Consider the following 18,848-nt stretch of genomic DNA (forward strand, 5'->3'; position numbering starts at 1 on the left):
CCTCCTCAAGACCTCGACTTCATTACGGATGGTTGGCGATGAAGCCTGCGACGTTTTCCTTGGTTGTCAGGGTGGCATCCAAAAGTTGGACCGGCGGCACCTTCTCTCCAGCAACAAGCTTGGCGGCGTTTTCAACCGCGTCGCGGCCCATCTTCTGCGTCTGCTGGGTCGCAGTTACGTTGAAGACGCCCTTGCTGAGCGCTTCGAGAGCTGCGGTGTCACCATCGAAGCCGCCAACCACGATCTTCTGGGAAGGATTGGCGACCTTGATCGCCTGTGCGGCGCCAAGGGCGAGGCCGTCGGCTTGGGCGAACACGATGGAAACGTCCGGATTTGCCTGCAGCATATTCTGCATGATCTGGAATCCTTCGTCCTGGCTCCAGATGTTCGAGAACTGCTCGGCGACAACCTTGACGTCCGGATATGACTTGAGAGATTCAGCGCAGCCCTTCGAACGATCGACTTCCGGCGTCGTGCCCTTCTGGCCGTGGATGATGACCATCTTCCCCTTGCCGCCGGCTTCCTTCAGGATGTAGTCGCACACCGCCTTGGCAGACGCGACGGAATCCGTTGCAAGGAAGGTATCGCCGGGTGCTCCCTCGGCGTTGCGGTCAACGTTCACGACCGGAATACCAGCGCTCTTTGCGAGTTTGACCGGAACGGTCGCAGCGGCCGCACCTGCCGGAATGTAGATCAGCGCGTCGATTTTCTGGGTCAGGAGGTCCTGGATCTGATTGACCTGTGTCGGCCCATCGCCCTTTGCGTCGACCGTGATGACTTCGATGCCGCGCTTCTTGGCTTCGGCTTCGACCGATTGCTTGATCTGGTTGAAGAAGTTTGCCTGAAGGTTGGCAACGGCCAAGCCGAGCTTCTTCAGTTCCGCTGCGTGTACGGGGCTGAGCGTGAGGCCGAGCAGTGCAGCAGACGCGAGCATGGTGCGCGCAATTTTCATTGTATTTCCTCCGTTGTTTGATGGAACCCTCGGGTATGTCCTCCCCCTCGGGGTATTGATCCGCCCCAAACCCTTGGCGCGGAATGTCCGGCCCGCCGACGCGGCGGACCCCGTTTCGTCAGGCGCGACGCCGACGAATAGTCTCCGCGCCGACCGCGAGTACGATGACGATGCCGATGATCACCTGCTGCAGGAACGGCGAGACGTTGAGAAGATTGAGGCCGTTGCGAAGGACGCCGATGATAAGAACACCGATCAATGTTCCCCCGATACCGCCCGCGCCGCCGGAGAGCGAAGTCCCGCCGATGACGACCGCAGCGATGGTGTCCAACTCATAGCCCAGACCACTGGACGGCTGGACTGAATCCAGCCTGGCGGCGAGTACGATGCCTGCGAGGCCCGCAAGGACTGAACTTACGACGTAGACGCCAATCGTGACGAGCGGGACGTTGATGCCCGCAAGGCGCGCGACTTCCGGATTTCCTCCTACCGCGTAGAGCATGCGACCTTCGGAGCGGAAGTGCAGGAAAAGCCACGCCGCAAGAACCACCGCAAGCATGAGAAACACGGTGGCGGTCAGCACGCCGAAATGGCGGTCGATTGCCAGCATCATGAACCAGTCGGGGAATCCGACGATCTGCTGGCCGTCCGTGATCATATTGGCGACGCCGCGAGCCGCGGACATCATCGCAAGAGTGGCAATAAAGGCCGGAACCCTGAACTGCGTCACGAGAAGTCCGACGATCAGCCCCGAAACCCCCGATGCGACCAGAGCAAAAGCGATCGCAACCGGCAGCGGCAGGCCGGCGACATTTGCAGTCCAGCCCATGACCATCATCGCAAGAGCGAGGGCCGAGCCGACGGAGAGGTCGATGCCGCCGATCAGAATGACAAAGGTCATTCCGACGGCCATGATGCCGAGGACCGTGATCTGATCGAGAATGTTGAGGCCGTTTCGAACCGAAAGAAACGTGTCGGTGCTGACGCTCAGAAAGACGCAAAGCGCGAGCAGCCCGACGAGCGGGCCGGTGGCTCCCTTGAGCTTGCTCAACCAGGCGCCGGACGAAAGCCCGTTTTCATTGATATCGAGCGCCACCATTGTTCCTCCCTATGCCCAGGCCGACAGCTAGTTCGTCTTTAGAATAAATATTCACTGATGCTGGAAAATTCATTAACAAGTTGCTTTCTGGCTGTCAACAGGATTTCTGGACTTCCATTCGCCGGTGTGCCGCTTAAAGGGCTTGACTAATCGGCTTCTTGTGCAAAAATATTGATGAATGAATATTTATGCATGAGAGGAACCCATGAATACGACAGAACTCGAGCGGGTCGCTCGCGAGATCCGATTGCGCGATCTCCAGGCGGTCTTCGAAGCGGGCGCCGGCCATATCGGTGGGGAAATGTCGGTCATCGACATTTTGACGGCCCTCTATTTTCGTGTGCTGAATGTATGGCCCGATCAGCCGAAGCACCCCGACCGCGACAGGTTCGTTCTTTCGAAGGGACATACGGCATGCGCTCTGTATGTGACGCTCGCAAAACGCGGCTTCATCCGGGAGGAGGAGATTTCGACCTTTTTGAAGCCGCATTCGAGGCTGAACGGGCATCCAAACTGCAACAAGGTTCCTGGCGTCGAAACCAATACCGGGCCGCTCGGCCACGGTCTTCCCGTCGCAGTCGGAATGGCGAAAGCCGCCAAGCTCTCGGGCGCTAGATATCACACCTATGTCGTCACCGGCGACGGTGAGATGCAGGAGGGCTCCAACTGGGAAGCGATCATGGCGGCCGCGCAGTTCAAGCTCGATAACTTGACGCTGGTCATCGACCACAACAGGTTCCAGCAGGGCGCCGCGCTTTCGGAAACCAACGATCTCGCCCCGCTTCGTCCGAAGCTTGAAGCTTTCGATTGGGAGGTCACCGAGATCAACGGGAACACGATGTGCGAAGTCGTTTCGGCCCTCGAACACCGGGGATCGAGACCGCATTGCATCGTTGCTCACACCAACAAGGGGCATGGAATCTCGTTCATGCAAGACCGAGTCGACTGGCACCACAAGGTACCGAGCAAGGAACAATACGACATCGCAGTGGCAGAATTGTCGGAGGCACTGGCATGAACGCGCCCATAAACGCAGCCAAGCTCTACGATTGCCGCGACGCATTCGCCTCCACGCTTGAACGGCTGGCAGCCGAAAACGAAACGATCGTTGCTGTCTGCAACGACTCCGTCGGTTCCTCCAAGCTCGGCGGCTTCAAGGCTAGGTTTGGAGAGCGCCTCGTCAATGTCGGTATCGCCGAGCAGAACATGGTGGGTGTTGCAGCAGGCCTCGCCAATGGCGGGCGCCTTCCGTTCGTGTGCGCCGCCGCGCCGTTTCTAACGGGACGGTCGCTGGAGCAGATCAAGGCGGATATTTCGTATTCGAATGCCAACGTCAAGCTGGTCGGCATTTCTTCCGGGATGGCATATGGCGAACTCGGTCCGACCCATCACTCGATCGAAGACTTCGCCTGGACGCGGGTTCTGCCCAATCTTCCGGTCATTGCGCCTTGTGACCGCATCGAAACAGCTGCTGCGGTCGAGTGGGCCGCGGCCTATAACGGGCCCTGTTTCCTGCGTCTGTCTCGCGTCGGTGTGCCGGATCTACTTCCGGAGGGTCACAAGTTCGAACTTGGCAAGGCAAACCTGCTTCGCCAGGGTTCCGACGTCACCCTTATCGCCAACGGCACTTTGACCCATCGAATTTTGAAGGCCGCTGAGATCCTCGCAGAACGCGGCATAAATGCCAGAGTGCTCAACCTAGCAACGGTTCGTCCGATCGACGAGGACGCCATCATCGCTGCGGCTAGGGAAACCGGAGCGATCGTCACGGCCGAAGAGCATTCGATCTTCGGCGGGCTCGGCTCCGCGGTCGCCGAAGTGGTGGTCGACAATGCTCCAGTGCCGATGAAACGTCTTGGCGTTCCCGGCGTCTACGCTCCAACCGGTTCGGCAGAGTTCCTGCTCGACGAATTCGGGATGGCGCCGTCGGCAATCGCCGACGCCGCACAGTCGCTGATCAGGCGCAAGTAATTAGGATCGCGTGGACCGGCCGGGGCGCATTTTCACCCCGGCTGCCGTCTGATCCGGGGAGGAAAGAATGCGGGCAATTCTGGCAATCGACCAGGGCACGACCAATTCAAAGGCCGTTCTCGTTTCCGAAAAGGGAGACATTGTCGGCAGGGGTTCGGCGCCGGTCGGCATCACCTATCCGAAACCAGGCTGGGTCGAACAGGACCCACGCCGGCTCTACGCATCCGTTTGCGAGGCGATCGACGCCTGCCTGAAGGCCACCCCCGACGTGGCTATCGCGGCCGTGGCGATTTCCAACCAGCGCGAGTCTGTCACTGCCTGGGACGCCGAAACGGGAGAGGCGCTTGGACCGGTGGTCAGCTGGCAGTGCCGTCGAACGGCACAGGATTGCGAACGTCTGATTGCCGAAGGCCGCCTTGACCGTGTGCAGACGCTGACAGGCCTGCCACTCGATCCGATGTTTCCGGGTTCGAAATTCCGATGGCTGCTCGACCGTATGCCAGCCGGGCGGTCGGTCCGGCTGGGAACAGTCGACAGCTGGCTGGTCCACTGCCTGACGGGCGGGCGCCGGCATGTCTGCGATGCTTCCAATGCCGCCAGGAGCCAGTTGTTCGATCTGAAGGAGCAGAGATGGAGCGAGGAACTCGGCGAGATTTTCGGCGTCGATATCGCGCTGCTGCCCGAGGTGCTCGACAGCTCTGCCGACTTCGGCAGGACGCAAGGCTTGCCAGGCGTGCCGGATGGAACGCCGATCATGGCCGCGATCGGAGACAGCCATGCGGCGCTGTTCGGTCATGGCGCCTTCAAGCCGGGTGATGGCAAGGTAACCTTTGGAACCGGCTCTTCCATCATGACGACGCTTGCGCGATTTATTCCGCCACGCAACGGCGTCACAACGACCGTCGCCTGGCGTCTCGGGGGAAAGCCGACTTTCGCTTTCGAAGGCAATATTCTCGTTTGCGCCGCCAGCCTGCCTTGGATGGCTGATATTCTCGGCCTTTCCGATGTGGCAGCCCTTGTCGAACTTGCGGCGAGCGCCGAACCCGGCGGACCGGGTTTCGTGCCCGCATTCGTGGGACTGGGCGCACCCTATTGGAACTCCGACGCCCGTGCCCTGTTTTCCCAGATCAATTTCAATACGACCCGTGCGCAAATGGCGCGGTCGGTCACCGATTCGATCGCCTTCCAGGTGCACGACGTGATCGCCGCCATGCGAGCACAAAGCGGCGGCGAACTCGGAGCGCTCTATGTCGATGGCGGCCCGAGCCAGAACCGTTTCCTGATGCAGTGTGTCTCCAACCTCATCGAACATCCCGTGATCCAATGCGAAGCACCCGAGGCGTCGGCTTTGGGGGCCGCCTATCTCGCAGGTCTCTCACTTGGTTTGTGGAGCGATCTTAATGTTATCGCAGAGCTGCCTCGGAGCTCGCAGATCATTGACCCGGAACCGGTGGATCGCGCGGTGCTTCTGGATACATGGAATGATGCACTTGCCCGCTCGACGTCACGCGATACAACCGCTAATGATGAATAAAAATTCACACTGGGATTAGCGATGACTCGCCTCAACGAACTCCGCCTCATATCAAGGGTCGCCCAGATGTACCACTTGGAGGGACGGCGACAGGCGGAGATCGCACAGCACCTTCGCCTGTCGCAGGCGACGGTGTCGCGCATGCTCAAGCGTGCCGAGGCTGAAGATATCGTGCGAACCAGCGTCACTCCCCCCGTCGGCACCTACAGCGAGCTTGAGCGCGCGCTTCGCGAGAAATATGATCTGCCGGAGGCGATCGTCGTGGAGTGCACGGAAGACCGGGACGGCGCCATCATGGCCCGTATCGGAGAGGCGGCGGCCCACCTCCTGGAGGTGACGCTTGCGCCGGGGGAGATCATCGGCGTTTCGAGTTGGAGCCAGACCATCTTCAAGATGGTGGAGAACATTCATCCGCAGAAGAGCGCTCAGGCGAAGTTCGTCGTCCAAACCCTTGGCGGCATGGGCGATCCTTCCGTACAGACGCATGCGACGCAGCTTACCACGCGGCTTGCCCGGCTGACCGGCGCTGAGCCGAAACTGCTTGCCGTGCAGGGCGTTACGACGTCCAAAGAGGCAAAACTTCTTATGCAGGCCGATCCGTACGTCCGGGAGACGATGGACCTGTTCGGCAGCATCACGCTGGCGATCGTCGGAATCGGAGCCGTCGAACCGTCCGAACTTCTCGCGCGGTCCGGCAACATCTTTTCATCGCGCGAACTGTCTGATCTCGCGGAAGCGGGAGCCGTCGGCGACATCTCGCTTCGCTTCTTCGACAAGAATGGCAAGCCGGTCAAGACGCCGCTGGACGACCGGGTCATTGGACTTCCGCTCGAGGAGCTTGAACGCGTGGACCGGGTGATTGCACTCGCCGGCGGGTCCAAAAAGACGGACGCTATCGCAGGCGCACTCCGCGTGGGGGTGATCGACATGCTTGTCACGGACAAGTTTACCGCGCAGCGATTGATCGACTGAGGCCGGCCGATTTTGGCTAAGCTCAATGAGCCTTCCCATCAACGATCACATGGTCGTGGTCCAGCGAGCATTTTTCCACCCGGGCCTCGACCTTATAAATCTCCCGCAGCATCTCGGCGGTGACGACGTCGCTTGGGGTGCCGCAGGCACGCATGCGGCCATTGGCGATGACGAGGACTTTGTCGGCGAAGCGGAGCGCCTGGTTGAGGTCGTGGATGGCGACCAGGACGATCATGCCTTTAGCACGGGCCCGGCGGCGCATGAAGTCGAGGACCTCGACCTGGCGGTGGAGGTCGAGCGCGCTTGTGGGCTCGTCCATCAGCATGATTTCGGGCTCACGCACTAGCGCCTGGGCGATCGAGACGAGCTGGCGCTGGCCGCCGGAGAGCGCGCCGAGATCGCGGAAGGCCAGGGCGCTGATATCGAGGGCTGCCATGATCTCGTCGATGAAGCGCAGGTCGCCGTCGCCGACGGCCCAGGACTCGCCCTGCTTGCGGGCGAGCAGAATGGATTCGTAGACGGTCAGCACGGCATTGGCCGAGGTATCCTGCGGCATGTAGCTGATGGCATTTTTCGTCTTCGAGCCTTCGACGACGACGTGACCCGGCCCCTTGAGCAGGCCGGTGATGCGCTTGAAGAGGGTGGATTTGCCGGCGGCGTTCGGGCCGATCACCGCAATCAACTCGCCCGATTTCATCACCGGCGTCGTGACGTCTTCGACGAAGAGGTTGCGGCCGTGATAGGCGCCGACCGACTGCAATTGAAGCGCTACCACGACCGGCTCCTGTTCGAGAGGATGAGCGAGAAGAAGAAGGGCACGCCGACCAGCGCGGTGATGATGCCGATCGGGAAGACGACGCCGGGGATGATCGACTTCGAGACGATCGAGGTCAGCGACAGGAGCAGCGCGCCGGAGAGGATCGAGCCCGGCAGGAAGAAGCGCTGATCCTCGCCGAGAATCATACGGGCGATATGCGGCCCGACGAGGCCGACGAAACCGATGGTGCCAACAAAGCTGACGGGTACGGCGGCAAGCAGCGAGACAACCAGCATGGTTTCCAGCCGGATGCGGCGGACATTGACGCCGAAGCTTGCGGCCTTGTCCTCGCCGAGGCGGATCGCCGTCAGCGCCCAGGCGTTGCGGGCAAAGAGCGGCAGGGCCAGCAGCAGCACGGCAAGTGTCACCCAGATTTTCGGCCAGGTGGCCTTGGTGAGGCTGCCCATCGTCCAAAAGACGACTGCAGACAGCGCCTGTTCGGAGGCGAGATATTGCAGGAAGGCGAGAGCCGCGTTGAAGGTGAAGACCAGGGCGATGCCGAGCAGCACCACCGTCTGCACCGAGACGCCGCGGGCCTGCGAGACGAAATGGATAAAGAGCGTGGCGATCAGCGCCAAGATGAAGGCATTGACGGGCACCAGCAGGCCGGCTGCCACAGGCAGAAGCGGAACGCTGGTGACGATTGCAAGCGCGGCGCCAAAGCTTGCCGCTGCCGAGATGCCGAGTGTGAAGGGGCTGGCGAGCGGATTGGCGAGGATCGTCTGCATCTGCGCGCCGGCGACCGAAAGCGAGGCGCCGACGACGATGGCCATGACGGCGACCGGCATGCGGATATTCCAGACGACGGCCCGCACCTGATCGGAAACGGAAGACGGGTCGAGGAGGGCGGCGACGACCTCACCCAGGCTGTAGCGGGCCGGGCCCCAGGCGAGATCGACGGCAAAGGACAGGCAGAGCGCCGCCGTCATGGCGGCCAGGATCAAAAGCTTGCGCCGGGCAAGGGCGCGGTAGCGCTCTCTCCCGGCTTCGGCTTCGATCGATATGGCGGCGACCTCGGCCATCGCGGGTTACTCAGCCGCCTTGGCGTCGACCCAGTAACCCGGCTGATAGGCGACCGGCAGGAATTTTTCGTGGAATTCCTTGAAGGTGGCATCCGGATCGAGATCGGCAAAGAGATTCGGGTGGAACCACTTCGCCAGCTGCTGGACGGCGACGAACTGGTAGGGGCTGGTATAAAATTGGTGCCAGATCGCATGGACATTGCCGCCGGCAACCGCCCTGGAGCCGGTGAAGGCCGGGTTTTCCATCAGCGTGTTCAGCGCCTTGCGACTGTCGCCGAAGGTGGAAGCGGCGTTCGGGCCGACATTAACAAAGTCCTTGGCATTCTTGGTCTGGCTCCAGTTGGAGCCGGTGACGACGACGACATCGGGATTGGAGGCGACGACCTGCTCGGCATTGATCGAGCCGGTATAACCCGGCAGGAAATCGGAGCCGAGATTGTGGCCGCCGGCCCAATCGACCATCAGGCCGAAATTATCGGGACCGAAGGTACCGCAGCACTCGACCAAGCCCGCGGCGCGATACATGAACACGTTCGGCTTCGGCGGATTGGCCGCTTTCAGCCTGTCGGTGACGCGTGCCATCTGCTCTTTCCAGAAGCTGGCGACGGCTTCGGCGCGGTCCTCATGGCCGAAGAGCTGGCCGAGGATCTTCAGGCTCGGTTCGGTGTTGGCGAGGATGTGCTCGCGAAAATCGATATAGACGATCTTGACGCCGATGCCGGCGAGCATCTCTTCGAGTTTCACCTCGTCCGCTGCCGTCTTGTTGCCGATCGGGAGCAGCAGCACATCCGGATGAAGCTTGACCACCGTCTCGGTCTGCAGCGTGCCGTCGGTGAGATTGCCGAGGAAGGGCAGGTCTTTGCCTTTGGGGAATTTTTCGACATAGGCGTTGAAGCCGTCCTTGTCGGTGGTCCAGAGGTCGTTGCGCCAGCCGACGATCTTGGCAAAGGGATCTTCCTTCTCGATCGGCGCGACGGCGTAGAGCATGCGGCCTTCGCCGAGGATCACCCGCTCGACCGGCTTGTCGAAGCTGACTTCGCGGCCAGCGACATCCTTGATGGTGAAGGACTGCGCCCAGGCCGATAGCGGCATTAGGCCGGCAATCGCAGCTGCGGAGACTGCGAGCATTTTCACGAAATTCATCTGGAAATTCCCCTGACGTCTGAATAATGTCCGCAGCCATAAGAAATATGACTTTGTGAATCAAGTTATATGTTTTAGAGCATTTCCAAACTGATGCACTGCCGGGGCACTCAAGGTGAATTCGATGAATACAAACTACTCGATCCGCGATGAAATCCGCGATTTCTGGTCGGAAAGGGCTGAAACCTTCGACCAGAGCGTCGGCCATGAAATCTTTTCGGAAGGCGAGCGGAAGGGCTGGCAGCGGCTGATCCGAAAACATCTCGGCGACGGGCAGGGGCGGGCAGCGCTCGATCTTGCCTGCGGCACCGCTGTCATTTCGCATCTGATGCATGATGTCGGCTTTGCGGTCACCGGGCTCGACTGGTCGGATGCGATGCTGGCGCAGGCACGCGCCAAGGCGAAGAAGCGCGGCACCGATATCCGCTTCGTTTCCGGCGACGCCGAAAACACGATGGAGCCACGGGGTAGCTACGACGTCATCACCAACCGGCATCTCATCTGGACGCTGGTGGACCCGGCGTCGGCCTTCGCAGAATGGTTCGCGGTGCTGAAGCCGGGCGGCAAGGTGCTGATCGTCGACGGCAACATGGGTCGGGAAACCTGGGTCAAGGGCCTGCAGAAGCTCTGGACGAAAATCTCCGGCAGGCCTGCGGCAAGCCACATGTCGCCGGAAATGATGGCGCGGCATCAGAAGATCCGCTCACGCGTGCATTTTTCCCATGAAATGCCGGCGGAAGCGGTGGTCGATCTTCTGCGCAAGGCCGGCTTCGTCGATATCGTCGTCGATCGCAAGCTTAGCGACATTCATTGGGCGCAGGCGCGCAAGATGCCGTTTCTGCGCGGGCTTGAGCGTATGGTGCAGGAGCGGTTTGCGATTTGTGCGCGTAAGCCTGGGTGATGTGATCTCCCTTCTCCCCGGCGGAGAGAAGGTGGCCCGCAGGGTCGGATGAGGGGGCCGCACGGCATGCCGTTCATATTGCCCTTCGCTTCCGCTCAGTGCATTCGCGGCTTTGCCGCTCACCCCCTCATCTGCCTGCCGGCATCTTCTCCCCGCTGGGGAGAAGGGACATGCCGCACCGTATCCCGGCCCTTCGCATGGCTCAGGGCGTTCGGCCCTGCGATCGATTCACTGGATCGATCGCTCCCCGCTTCGCGGGAACCGGGCCTCACCCCCCCGTAACACTCATATGCCTGGCTACCGCCGGACGATTGTGCGTGCGGTCGATGATGAAGTCGTGGCCTTTGGGCTTGCGGGTGATGGCCTCGTCGATGGCGGTGCGGAGGAGGGCGTCGTCTTTGCTGGCGCGCAGGGCCGAACGAAGATCGGCGGCGTCGTTCTGGCCGAGGCACATATAGAGCGTGCCGGTGCAGGTGAGGCGGACGCGGTTGCAGCTCTCGCAGAAATTATGGGTCATCGGGGTGATGAAGCCGAGGCGGCCGCCGGTTTCGGCGACCCTGACGTAACGCGCCGGGCCGCCGGTCTGGTAGTCGATGTCGGTCAGGGTGAACTGGTCTTCGAGATCGGCACGCAGTTTGGAGAGCGGCAGGTATTGGTCGGTCCGGTCTTCTTCGATTTCGCCCATCGGCATGGTTTCGATGACGGTCAGGTCCATGCCGCGGCCATGGGCGAAACGCAGGAGATCGGGCATCTCGGCGTCGTTGAAATCCTTCAGCGCCACGGCGTTGAGCTTGATCTTCAACCCGGCTTTCTCCGCCGCATCGACGCCTTCCATGACCTTGTCGAAATCGCCCCAGCGGGTGATCTTGCGGAATTTGTCGGGGTTGAGCGTGTCGAGTGAGACGTTGATGCGGCGCACGCCGCAATCATAAAGCTCTTCGGCATGGCGGGCCAGCTGCGATCCGTTGGTCGTCAGCGTCAGCTCGTCGAGGCCGGAGCCGATCTTCTCACCGAGCTGGCGGACCAGATACATGATGTTCTTGCGCACCAGCGGCTCGCCGCCGGTCAGCCTGATCTTCGTCACGCCCTTGTCGATGAAGGCGGAACAGAGCCGGTCGAGCTCCTCCAGCGTCAACAGGTCCTTCTTCGGCAGGAAGGTCATATTTTCCGACATGCAATAGGTGCAGCGGAAATCGCAGCGGTCGGTGACGGAGACGCGGAGATAGGTGACCGCCCGCCCGAAGGGGTCGATCATCGGATGTGCATCCGCCACCAGCGGCGATGCGTTGCCTATCGTTCCTACTCTCGTATTCACCAATTCCTCCGCAACGGGATCTGAAGCACGCCAGACGGGATGCCTGCCTGTTTTCAAGCGATATCTTTCTATTTGTGCATATGTGATTGCGCCGTCAAGGGAAACGGATTTCGCACACGTTAATTTGCTCTTGCCTCGAAAAAGGCGAACGCCTACTTCTCCAGGGGAAAGAGGGTGATAGAGATGAGCGATATCTGGCCGAGCGAACTCCGCGTTTCGAAAGATCGTCAGAGGCTGGCGATAACCTTCGACGACGGCCAGAGTTTCGACCTGTCGGCAGAGCTGTTGCGCGTGCTGTCGCCGTCTGCCGAGGTGCAGGGCCACGGGCCGGGGCAAAAGGTGACGGTGCCGGGCAAGCGCAATGTCGCGATCATCTCGATGATGCCGACCGGCAATTACGCCGTCCGGATCGGTTTCGACGACATGCATGACACTGGCATCTACACCTGGACCTATCTGCGCGAGCTCGGCCAACGAGGTGCTGAGCTGTTTTCGGCCTATGAGGACGAGCTCAGGGAAAAGGGCTTGGACCGCGATACGGCGCAAAAGCCGCGCTGAAATAATGGGTATCGGGGGATACATGGCGAAGACGAACGGAAGGAACTGGCTGCGCGCCAAGGGCAGCGCCAGCGGCAGCAAGGTGACCTTCCTCGAACTGTTCTTCGATCTGGTCTTCGTCTTTTCGATCTCGCAGCTTTCGCATGCGCTCGCCGCCCATTATACGCCGCTCGGTGCCGCCGAGGCGGCGCTGATGACCTTTGCCGTCTGGTGGGTGTGGATATTCACCGCCTGGGTGACCAACTGGCTCGACCCCGACAAGACGCCGGTGCGCGGCATGCTGGTGGCGCTGATGATGCTCGGGCTGCTGCTGTCAGCTTCTATCCCCGAGGCCTTCGGCGACAAGGGGCTGCTGTTCGCCGGTGCCTATGTGGCGATGCAGGTCGGGCGCTCGCTGTTTACCACCTATGCGATGACACGCGTCGACCGCGCCAATACGCTGAATTTCATCCGCATCACCACCTGGCTCGTGGTCGCCGCCGTCTTCTGGATTGCCGGCGGGCTGCTCGATCACGAGGCGCGGCTGATCGCCTGGGTGATCGCGCTGGCAATCGAATATGCCGGTCCGGCCGCGGGCTTTGCCGTGCCTGGCCTCGGCCGCTCGACGGCGGGCGACTGGGACGTTTCCGGCGCCCATATGGCCGAGCGCTGCGCGCTCTTCGTCATAATCTGCCTCGGCGAAGCAATCCTGGTTTCCGGCCGCACCTTTTCCGAGCTGCCGTTTTCGGGATTGACCGGCATCGTCTTCGTCACCGGTTTCATCGGCACCGTCACCATGTGGTGGCTTTATTTCCGCTTCGGCCACGGGCGCGCCGCCCACCGCATCGAGCATGAGGCGACGCCGGGGGCCTTGGCGCGGCTCGCCTTCACCTATGGGCATATCCCGATCCTGGCCGGCATCATCGTCCATGCGGTGGCAGTCGAATTCATGTTCTCGCATCCGCACGAGACCGGCGATCTCGGCATCACTGCGGCGGTGCTCGGCGGCTCCGGCCTGTTCCTGATCGGCAATCTCTGGTTCAAGGGGGCCACCAGCGGGCAGCTGCCGCTGTCGCATCTGGCCGGCCTGGTGTTGCTGATCCTGCTGGCCTTCGCTGCACCCTTCATCGAGATCTATCTGATGGGCATTCTGGCGACGCTGGTGCTGATTATCGTCGCCGCCTGGGAATACCGCTCGCTGACCGGCACGGCGGCAGCGCCGACGCTGCATTGACCATCAATCCTCGTCGCTGAGATCGCTGAGAAGCACGGTGATGATGCGCTCCATCGAGGTGGTGGTCGCCATGCATTGCTCGATCGGCTCTTGCGAAAGCGAGCGTTCGATCAGATCGGTCTGGATCACCATCGCCGCCTCGGTCAACGTGCGGCCCTCCGGTGTGAGATAGAGGCGCAGCACGCGTTTGTCGCGCGCATCGCCGCGTCGTTCGATCAAGCCGCGCTTTTCCATCTGTGGCAGGAGCATGCTCATGTTGGAGCGGCCGACCAGCAGCTTGCGGGCCAGCTCCTGCTGCGAGATGGCTTCGAAACGATAGAGATTGACCAGGATGTCGAGGTGCGGCGGCTTGATGTCGAGATTGGCCAGCGAGCGGGTCAGCGATTGCTGCATCAGCTGGCAGGCGCGCGCCACCGCGATCCAGCTGCGAAAACGCGGATGATCCCAGGGAAGGGATTGATTTTTGTTCATCGTTGTACTTTATTGTTCAGTGTTGAACAGTCTTTTGGATTCTCACTATGGCAAATTTTGCGCGCAAGGTCACCCGCCTCGGGTTCTCCCTGCTACAGGCGGTTTCGCCGGATCTGGCGGGCAGGGCGGCGTTCCTGCTGTTCTGCAGGACGCCGTCGCCGCGGCCGAAGGGAGCAAAAGCCAAGGCGGCGCATGCGGCGGGCGCGGCCCGGCTTGACGGCGCCGAACGTTTCACCCTCAGACTTGCCGGCGGGGCGAAAACGCATGCCTATCGGCTGAACGGCGGGGCGAGAGGAAGACGCAAGCGCTATCTGGTGACGCATGGCTGGGGCTCGAGCACCGAATACATGGCCGAGCTCGTTTCGATGCTTTCGGCAACGGGCGCGGAGGTGGTGGCCCTCGATTTTCCCGGCCACGGACGTGCCAGCCGGCGCTTCCTGCACATGGGGCTTGCGGTCAAGGCGATTGCCGCGATCGAGGCACGCTTCGGCGCCTTCGATGCGGTCATCGGCCATTCCTTCGGCGGCGCGGCGCTGGTGGTATCGGTGGCGGGTCTGCTGCCCGATGTCGCTCCTGTCACGGCTGAGCGGCTGGTGCTGATCGGTGCGCCAAGCGAAATGGCCTGGCTGTTTACCGATTTCGGCCGGATGATCGGCCTTCGCCCGGCCGCGCAAGCGGCGCTGGAGAATGAGGTTCATCGCGTCACCGGACGGAGACTTGAGGATTTCGATGCTGGCGATGCGGCGAGTGCGATCGGCCGGCCGGTGCTCGTCATCCATGCCGAGGACGACAAGGAGGTGCCGCCGGCCCATGCCCGGCGCTATCAGGCAGCCGGCGAGGGCGTCCGGCTGTTCTGGGCGAACGGTTTCGGGCACCGGCGCATCCTCGCCGCCGCTCCGGTTCTTGCCGCAATCGCTGCGTTTCTCGGAGCTGTCCAAGGCGAGGAGGACATGGCCGACGAAGGCATCAAAAACGCTGCTGAGATCATTCCGTTTTTTGAGCTTCCGGTAAAGCGTGCGGCGCTGTAGCGTCCGTCCCGATATCAAGCGCGGCGGGACGCCTCATGAAAATCATCAGCAGCATCGAAGAGCTCAACACGATCTACGGCGCCGGGCTTTCGCAGGCGTCGGTCGACAAGGTGACGAAGCGGTTGACGCCGCTCTATCGGCAGATGATCGCGCTTTCGCCGTTCGCAGCGCTTGCCACCGTCGGGCCGGAAGGGCTCGACTGTTCGCCGCGCGGCGATCTCGGCGGCGTGGTGCGCGTCGTCGACGACGAGACGCTGCATCTGCCGGACTGGCGCGGCAACAACCGCGTCGACTCGCTCTCCAATATCGTGCGCGATCCCCGGCTGGCGCTGATGTTCCTGATCCCCGGCTCGAACACGACGATGCGCATCAACGGCCGCGGCGTCGTCTCGGACGACGAAGCAGTGCTTTCGAGTTTCGAGATGGATGGCAAACATCCCCGCACCGTCGTGGTGATTTCGATCGACGAGGTCTATTTCCAATGCGCCCGCGCCGTGATGCGGGCCGAACTCTGGAATGGCCAACATTTCGCCGATCCGGCGGGCCTGCCGACACCCGGCCAGATGCTGAAGGCCGCGGTCGGTGATTTCGACCAGGAAACCTACGACCGGGAATGGCCGGGACGCGCGGCGAAGACGATGTGGTAAAACCGCCGTCACCTGTGGGGTGACAGCGTGCCAGTGGCGCGGACTTGCCGTCAGCTCTTGTAGATCAGCCAGCTCTTGGTGAAATCCTTCTGCATGCCGTCCTGATAGAGGATGGTGCAGTTGCGGCCGGCATTCTTGGCGCCGTAAAGGGCGATGTCGGTCTTGCTGTAGAGTTCGCCGGCATCTTCGGCGCTGGAGGCCATGCAGATGCCGATCGAGACGGTGATCGGGCCGTAATTGACCCGCGTGCGGGAATTCTTGAACGGGGTGGTTTCCAGCGTGCGGCGGATGCGCTCGGCGATCGCCGTGATCTCTTCGGGCGTGTTGCCGTCGATGATCAGCGCGAACTCCTCGCCGCCGGCGCGGGCAACAAAGACATCACGCCGGACATTGCTGCGGATGACGGAGGCGACGGTGGCGAGAATCTTGTCGCCGACGGGATGGCCGTAGGTGTCGTTGATCTTCTTGAAGTTGTCGATATCGGCCAGCAGCAGGGCCGTCACCGGCCGCATGCCGGGATTGTTGAAGACGGCGGCGAGGCGCTCGTCGAAGGCGCGGCGGTTGGAAAGGCGCGTCAACGAATCGGTATTGGCGATGCGTTTATATTCATCGAGTTCCTTGCGGACCTGATCCATCTCCTGCGAGCGCTGGACGACGTCGCCGACGGTGCGTTCGCCGTGCGCCATGGTGTCGCCGGTCGCCTGGCTCAAAAGTTCGATGGCGTTTTCGATCAGTTCGACGCTGGCATTGCTTTTGGAGGTGATGCGCTTATGGGTCTCGCCGAGTAGCCTTGTATAGCTTTCCAGCGAGTTTTGCTCCTGTCTCAGAACCCGCAGCAGTCCATCGAGTTCGCCTGAAATGCGGGTATGGGCGTCGTCGAAGACGCGGGCCGGGCTGCTGGTGAAATACTGCGCGCCTAGCTCGTCGAGCTCGGCCTGCGTCGCCTGGCCGCCGAGGGCTGCAAGGTCCCGGGTGAGCGCGGGGTTGGAGCCGATATAGGCTTCGTAGAAGAGTTCGTAGTTGCGCGGTATTGGCGCAACGCCCATCGAGCGCATGGCATAGGTGATCTGGCCCGCTACGTCGGGAACCTGCACCTTGGGCGCGACAGCCGTGTTCATCCGGCGAACTCCTCATATATTCGAAGGCAATAATCTATTTGGTAGCTTAAATTTCTTGGGAAAAGATTAAAGCGATATATACCAAAGATTACATACGATAAGTCCATGACTGGCCAATACTTCAAGTAGCCCCATGATTCTCAAAGAAAATATCTAGCTTTGGTGAGAAAGCGGATGCTCGCTAGACGGGAGCGATATCTGAAAACTTGCAGTTCTTCTCTGCATTTCGCACGTATTCATCATATCGATAGTTGTTCGGCAGCCCGGTATTTCATTGGAAATGGGTTGGAATGATATTTCCAAGGCTGTTTGCTGGCGGCGGACTTTGCCGCAGCCCGCACATTCAAGAACGGGACGGGCCCCGATGGCTGCCCGTCCCGCATCCGAGAGCGTCACCCCAGGTTCAATTCCTGGAAGAAGTCATTGCCCTTGTCGTCGATGACGATGAAGGCCGGAAAGTCTTCGACTTCGATCTTCCAGACCGCTTCCATGCCGAGTTCGGGATATTCGTAGACTTCGACCTTGCGGATGCAGTCCTGAGCAAGACGGGCGGCGGGGCCGCCGATCGATCCGAGATAAAAGCCGCCATGTTTCTTGCAGGCCTCGCGCACGGCGCGCGAGCGGTTGCCCTTGGCAAGCATCACCATCGATCCGCCGAAGGACTGGAACTGGTCGACGTAACTGTCCATGCGCCCGGCCGTCGTCGGGCCGAAGGAGCCGGAGGCGTAACCGACAGGCGTCTTGGCCGGGCCGGCATAATAGACCGGGTGGTTTTTCAGGTATTCGGGCATGCCTTCGCCTTTCTCCAGCCGCTCGCGGATCTTGGCATGGGCAAGGTCGCGGGCGACAATGATCGTGCCCGACAGCGACAGGCGCGCCTTGACGGGATGCCTGGAGAGTTCGGCCAGCACTTCCGCCATCGGCCGGTTGAGATCGATACGGACGGTCGATTCCGACAGTTTCGCTTCGTCGATCTCGGGCATGTATTTCGACGGATCGGTTTCGAGCTGCTCGACGAAGATGCCGTCGCGGGTGATGCGGCCCTTGGCCTGACGGTCGGCGGAACAGGAGACGCCGAGGCCGATCGGCAGCGAGGCGCCGTGGCGGGGCAGGCGGATGACACGCACGTCATGACAGAAATACTTGCCGCCGAACTGGGCGCCGACACCCATCTGCTGCGTCAGTCGGTGGATTTCCTTTTCCATCTCGAGATCGCGGAAGGCGTGGCCGCTCTCGGAGCCTTCGGTCGGCAGCTCGTCGAGATAGCGGGTCGAGGCGAGCTTGACGGTTTTCAGGTTCATCTCGGCCGAAGTGCCGCCGATGACGATGGCCAGATGGTAAGGCGGACAGGCTGCCGTCCCTAACGTCAGGATCTTCTCCTTGAGGAAGTCGATCATCCGGTCGTGCGTCAAGAGCGAGGGTGTGCCCTGGTAGAGGAAGGTCTTGTTGGCCGAGCCGCCGCCCTTGGCGACGAAGAGGAATTCGTAGGCGTCGGTGCCTTCCTCGTAGATGTCGATCTGTGCCGGCAGGTTGTTCTTGGTGTTCTTCTCCTCGAACATCTTGACCGGCGCGAGCTGCGAATAACGCAGGTTCTTCTTCTCATAGGCATCCATGACGCCGCGGGCGAGTGCCGCGATATCCCCGCCCTCGGTCCAGACCCTGCGGCCCTTCTTGCCCATGATGATTGCCGTGCCGGTATCCTGGCACATCGGCAGCACGCCGCCGGCGGCAATATTGGCGTTCTTCAAAAGGTCGTAGGCGACGAAGCGGTCATTGTCGGTCGCCTCGGGGTCATCGAGGATCGAGGCGAGCTGCTTCAGGTGGCCGGGGCGCAACAGATGGTTGATATCGGCGAAGGCGGTTTCGGCAAGCAGGCGGATGGCTTCCGGCTCGACGGTCAATATTTCCTGGCCCTTAAAGCTGTCGACCGAGACATGGTCGCCGCTGATCTTGCGGTAGGGGGTGGTATCCTTGCCGAGCGGGAAGAGATCGTCAGCCATCGAAGTGACCTTTCTGGTGGGCGTGGGTCGCTAAATTGGAACCGGTCTAAATCCGCGGCGCTGCAAATGCAATCTGGATAGGCGAGC

The 18,848-nt window shown here is 61.3% G+C and carries 18 protein-coding genes; 9 read left to right on the forward strand and 9 right to left on the reverse strand.

Annotated features, from left to right (window positions below):
• Nucleotides 1–22: 22 nt before the first annotated feature.
• Nucleotides 23–952, reverse strand: a complete 930-nt coding sequence (locus HJB83_RS23855) for a sugar ABC transporter substrate-binding protein (RefSeq protein ID WP_207580720.1) — start codon at nucleotides 950–952, stop codon at nucleotides 23–25.
• A gap of 118 nt (nucleotides 953–1,070) precedes the next feature.
• Nucleotides 1,071–2,051, reverse strand: a complete 981-nt coding sequence (locus tag HJB83_RS23860) for an ABC transporter permease (RefSeq protein ID WP_207580719.1) — start codon at nucleotides 2,049–2,051, stop codon at nucleotides 1,071–1,073.
• Nucleotides 2,052–2,256: 205 nt separating this feature from the next.
• Between HJB83_RS23860 and HJB83_RS23865 the strand changes: the two genes are divergently transcribed.
• The 4 genes from HJB83_RS23865 to HJB83_RS23880 all read left to right on the forward strand — a co-directional run bounded on the left by HJB83_RS23865 (nucleotide 2,257) and on the right by HJB83_RS23880 (nucleotide 6,528).
• Nucleotides 2,257–3,069: a transketolase gene (locus HJB83_RS23865; protein WP_221132901.1), complete on the forward strand. Its 813-nt coding sequence runs from the start codon at nucleotides 2,257–2,259 to the stop codon at nucleotides 3,067–3,069.
• Nucleotides 3,066–4,022: a transketolase family protein gene (locus tag HJB83_RS23870; protein WP_207580717.1), complete on the forward strand. Its 957-nt coding sequence runs from the start codon at nucleotides 3,066–3,068 to the stop codon at nucleotides 4,020–4,022. Before HJB83_RS23865 ends, HJB83_RS23870 begins: the two co-directional genes overlap by 4 nt.
• Before the next feature lie 67 nt (nucleotides 4,023–4,089).
• Nucleotides 4,090–5,556, forward strand: a complete 1,467-nt coding sequence (locus HJB83_RS23875) for an FGGY family carbohydrate kinase (protein WP_207580716.1) — start codon at nucleotides 4,090–4,092, stop codon at nucleotides 5,554–5,556.
• Nucleotides 5,557–5,577: 21 nt separating this feature from the next.
• Nucleotides 5,578–6,528 (forward strand): sugar-binding transcriptional regulator, encoded by a 951-nt coding sequence (locus HJB83_RS23880; RefSeq protein ID WP_221159666.1) that lies wholly within the window; start codon nucleotides 5,578–5,580, stop codon nucleotides 6,526–6,528.
• A 22-nt stretch (nucleotides 6,529–6,550) separates the two neighbouring features.
• On the opposite strand, the gene HJB83_RS23885 is transcribed toward HJB83_RS23880, so the two are convergent.
• From HJB83_RS23885 to HJB83_RS23895, 3 genes are read right to left on the reverse strand one after another with little or no spacing between them, the layout of a single operon-like run.
• Nucleotides 6,551–7,303 (reverse strand): ABC transporter ATP-binding protein, encoded by a 753-nt coding sequence (locus HJB83_RS23885; RefSeq protein ID WP_207580714.1) that lies wholly within the window; start codon nucleotides 7,301–7,303, stop codon nucleotides 6,551–6,553.
• Nucleotides 7,297–8,367 (reverse strand): iron ABC transporter permease, encoded by a 1,071-nt coding sequence (locus HJB83_RS23890; protein ID WP_221132902.1) that lies wholly within the window; start codon nucleotides 8,365–8,367, stop codon nucleotides 7,297–7,299. The genes HJB83_RS23885 and HJB83_RS23890 overlap by 7 nt, the downstream gene beginning before the upstream one ends.
• Nucleotides 8,368–8,373: 6 nt before the next feature.
• Entirely contained in the window at nucleotides 8,374–9,510 is a 1,137-nt protein-coding gene (locus HJB83_RS23895; protein WP_221132903.1) for an ABC transporter substrate-binding protein, read from the reverse strand.
• Between the two features lie 124 nt (nucleotides 9,511–9,634).
• On the opposite strand from HJB83_RS23895, the gene HJB83_RS23900 reads away from it, so the two are divergent.
• On the forward strand, nucleotides 9,635–10,411 hold the full coding sequence (locus tag HJB83_RS23900) for a class I SAM-dependent methyltransferase (RefSeq protein WP_221132904.1): 777 nt from the start codon (nucleotides 9,635–9,637) through the stop codon (nucleotides 10,409–10,411).
• A 268-nt stretch (nucleotides 10,412–10,679) separates the two neighbouring features.
• On the opposite strand, the gene moaA is transcribed toward HJB83_RS23900, so the two are convergent.
• Nucleotides 10,680–11,726: a GTP 3',8-cyclase MoaA gene (gene moaA / locus HJB83_RS23905; protein ID WP_221132905.1), complete on the reverse strand. Its 1,047-nt coding sequence runs from the start codon at nucleotides 11,724–11,726 to the stop codon at nucleotides 10,680–10,682.
• 183 nt (nucleotides 11,727–11,909) lie between these two features.
• Here moaA and HJB83_RS23910 point away from each other — a divergent pair, with 183 nt between their 5' ends.
• Complete coding sequence (locus HJB83_RS23910; RefSeq protein ID WP_221117133.1) at nucleotides 11,910–12,284, forward strand: gamma-butyrobetaine hydroxylase-like domain-containing protein; 375 nt, start codon at nucleotides 11,910–11,912, stop codon at nucleotides 12,282–12,284.
• Nucleotides 12,285–12,306: 22 nt separating this feature from the next.
• Nucleotides 12,307–13,497, forward strand: coding sequence for a low temperature requirement protein A (locus tag HJB83_RS23915; RefSeq protein WP_221132906.1), 1,191 nt, complete (start codon nucleotides 12,307–12,309; stop codon nucleotides 13,495–13,497).
• A 3-nt stretch (nucleotides 13,498–13,500) separates the two neighbouring features.
• Here HJB83_RS23915 and HJB83_RS23920 read toward each other — a convergent pair whose 3' ends face one another.
• Nucleotides 13,501–13,968 (reverse strand): MarR family winged helix-turn-helix transcriptional regulator, encoded by a 468-nt coding sequence (locus HJB83_RS23920; protein WP_221117131.1) that lies wholly within the window; start codon nucleotides 13,966–13,968, stop codon nucleotides 13,501–13,503.
• 47 nt (nucleotides 13,969–14,015) lie between these two features.
• Between HJB83_RS23920 and HJB83_RS23925 the strand changes: the two genes are divergently transcribed.
• Both HJB83_RS23925 and HJB83_RS23930 read left to right on the forward strand, forming a co-directional pair.
• Complete coding sequence (locus HJB83_RS23925) at nucleotides 14,016–14,996, forward strand: alpha/beta hydrolase (RefSeq protein WP_221132907.1); 981 nt, start codon at nucleotides 14,016–14,018, stop codon at nucleotides 14,994–14,996.
• A gap of 35 nt (nucleotides 14,997–15,031) precedes the next feature.
• On the forward strand, nucleotides 15,032–15,643 hold the full coding sequence (locus HJB83_RS23930; protein WP_221132908.1) for a pyridoxamine 5'-phosphate oxidase family protein: 612 nt from the start codon (nucleotides 15,032–15,034) through the stop codon (nucleotides 15,641–15,643).
• Between the two features lie 50 nt (nucleotides 15,644–15,693).
• On the opposite strand, the gene HJB83_RS23935 is transcribed toward HJB83_RS23930, so the two are convergent.
• On the reverse strand, nucleotides 15,694–16,761 hold the full coding sequence (locus HJB83_RS23935) for a GGDEF domain-containing protein (protein WP_221132909.1): 1,068 nt from the start codon (nucleotides 16,759–16,761) through the stop codon (nucleotides 15,694–15,696).
• Nucleotides 16,762–17,153: 392 nt separating this feature from the next.
• The gene (locus HJB83_RS23940; RefSeq protein WP_221117129.1) at nucleotides 17,154–18,761 is read right to left on the reverse strand and encodes a fumarate hydratase; all 1,608 of its coding nucleotides are present in this window, start codon (nucleotides 18,759–18,761) and stop codon (nucleotides 17,154–17,156) included.
• Nucleotides 18,762–18,848: the final 87 nt, after the last annotated feature.

Source organism: Rhizobium sp. NZLR11 (genome assembly GCF_019685115.1).
Lineage (GTDB): Bacteria > Pseudomonadota > Alphaproteobacteria > Rhizobiales > Rhizobiaceae > Rhizobium.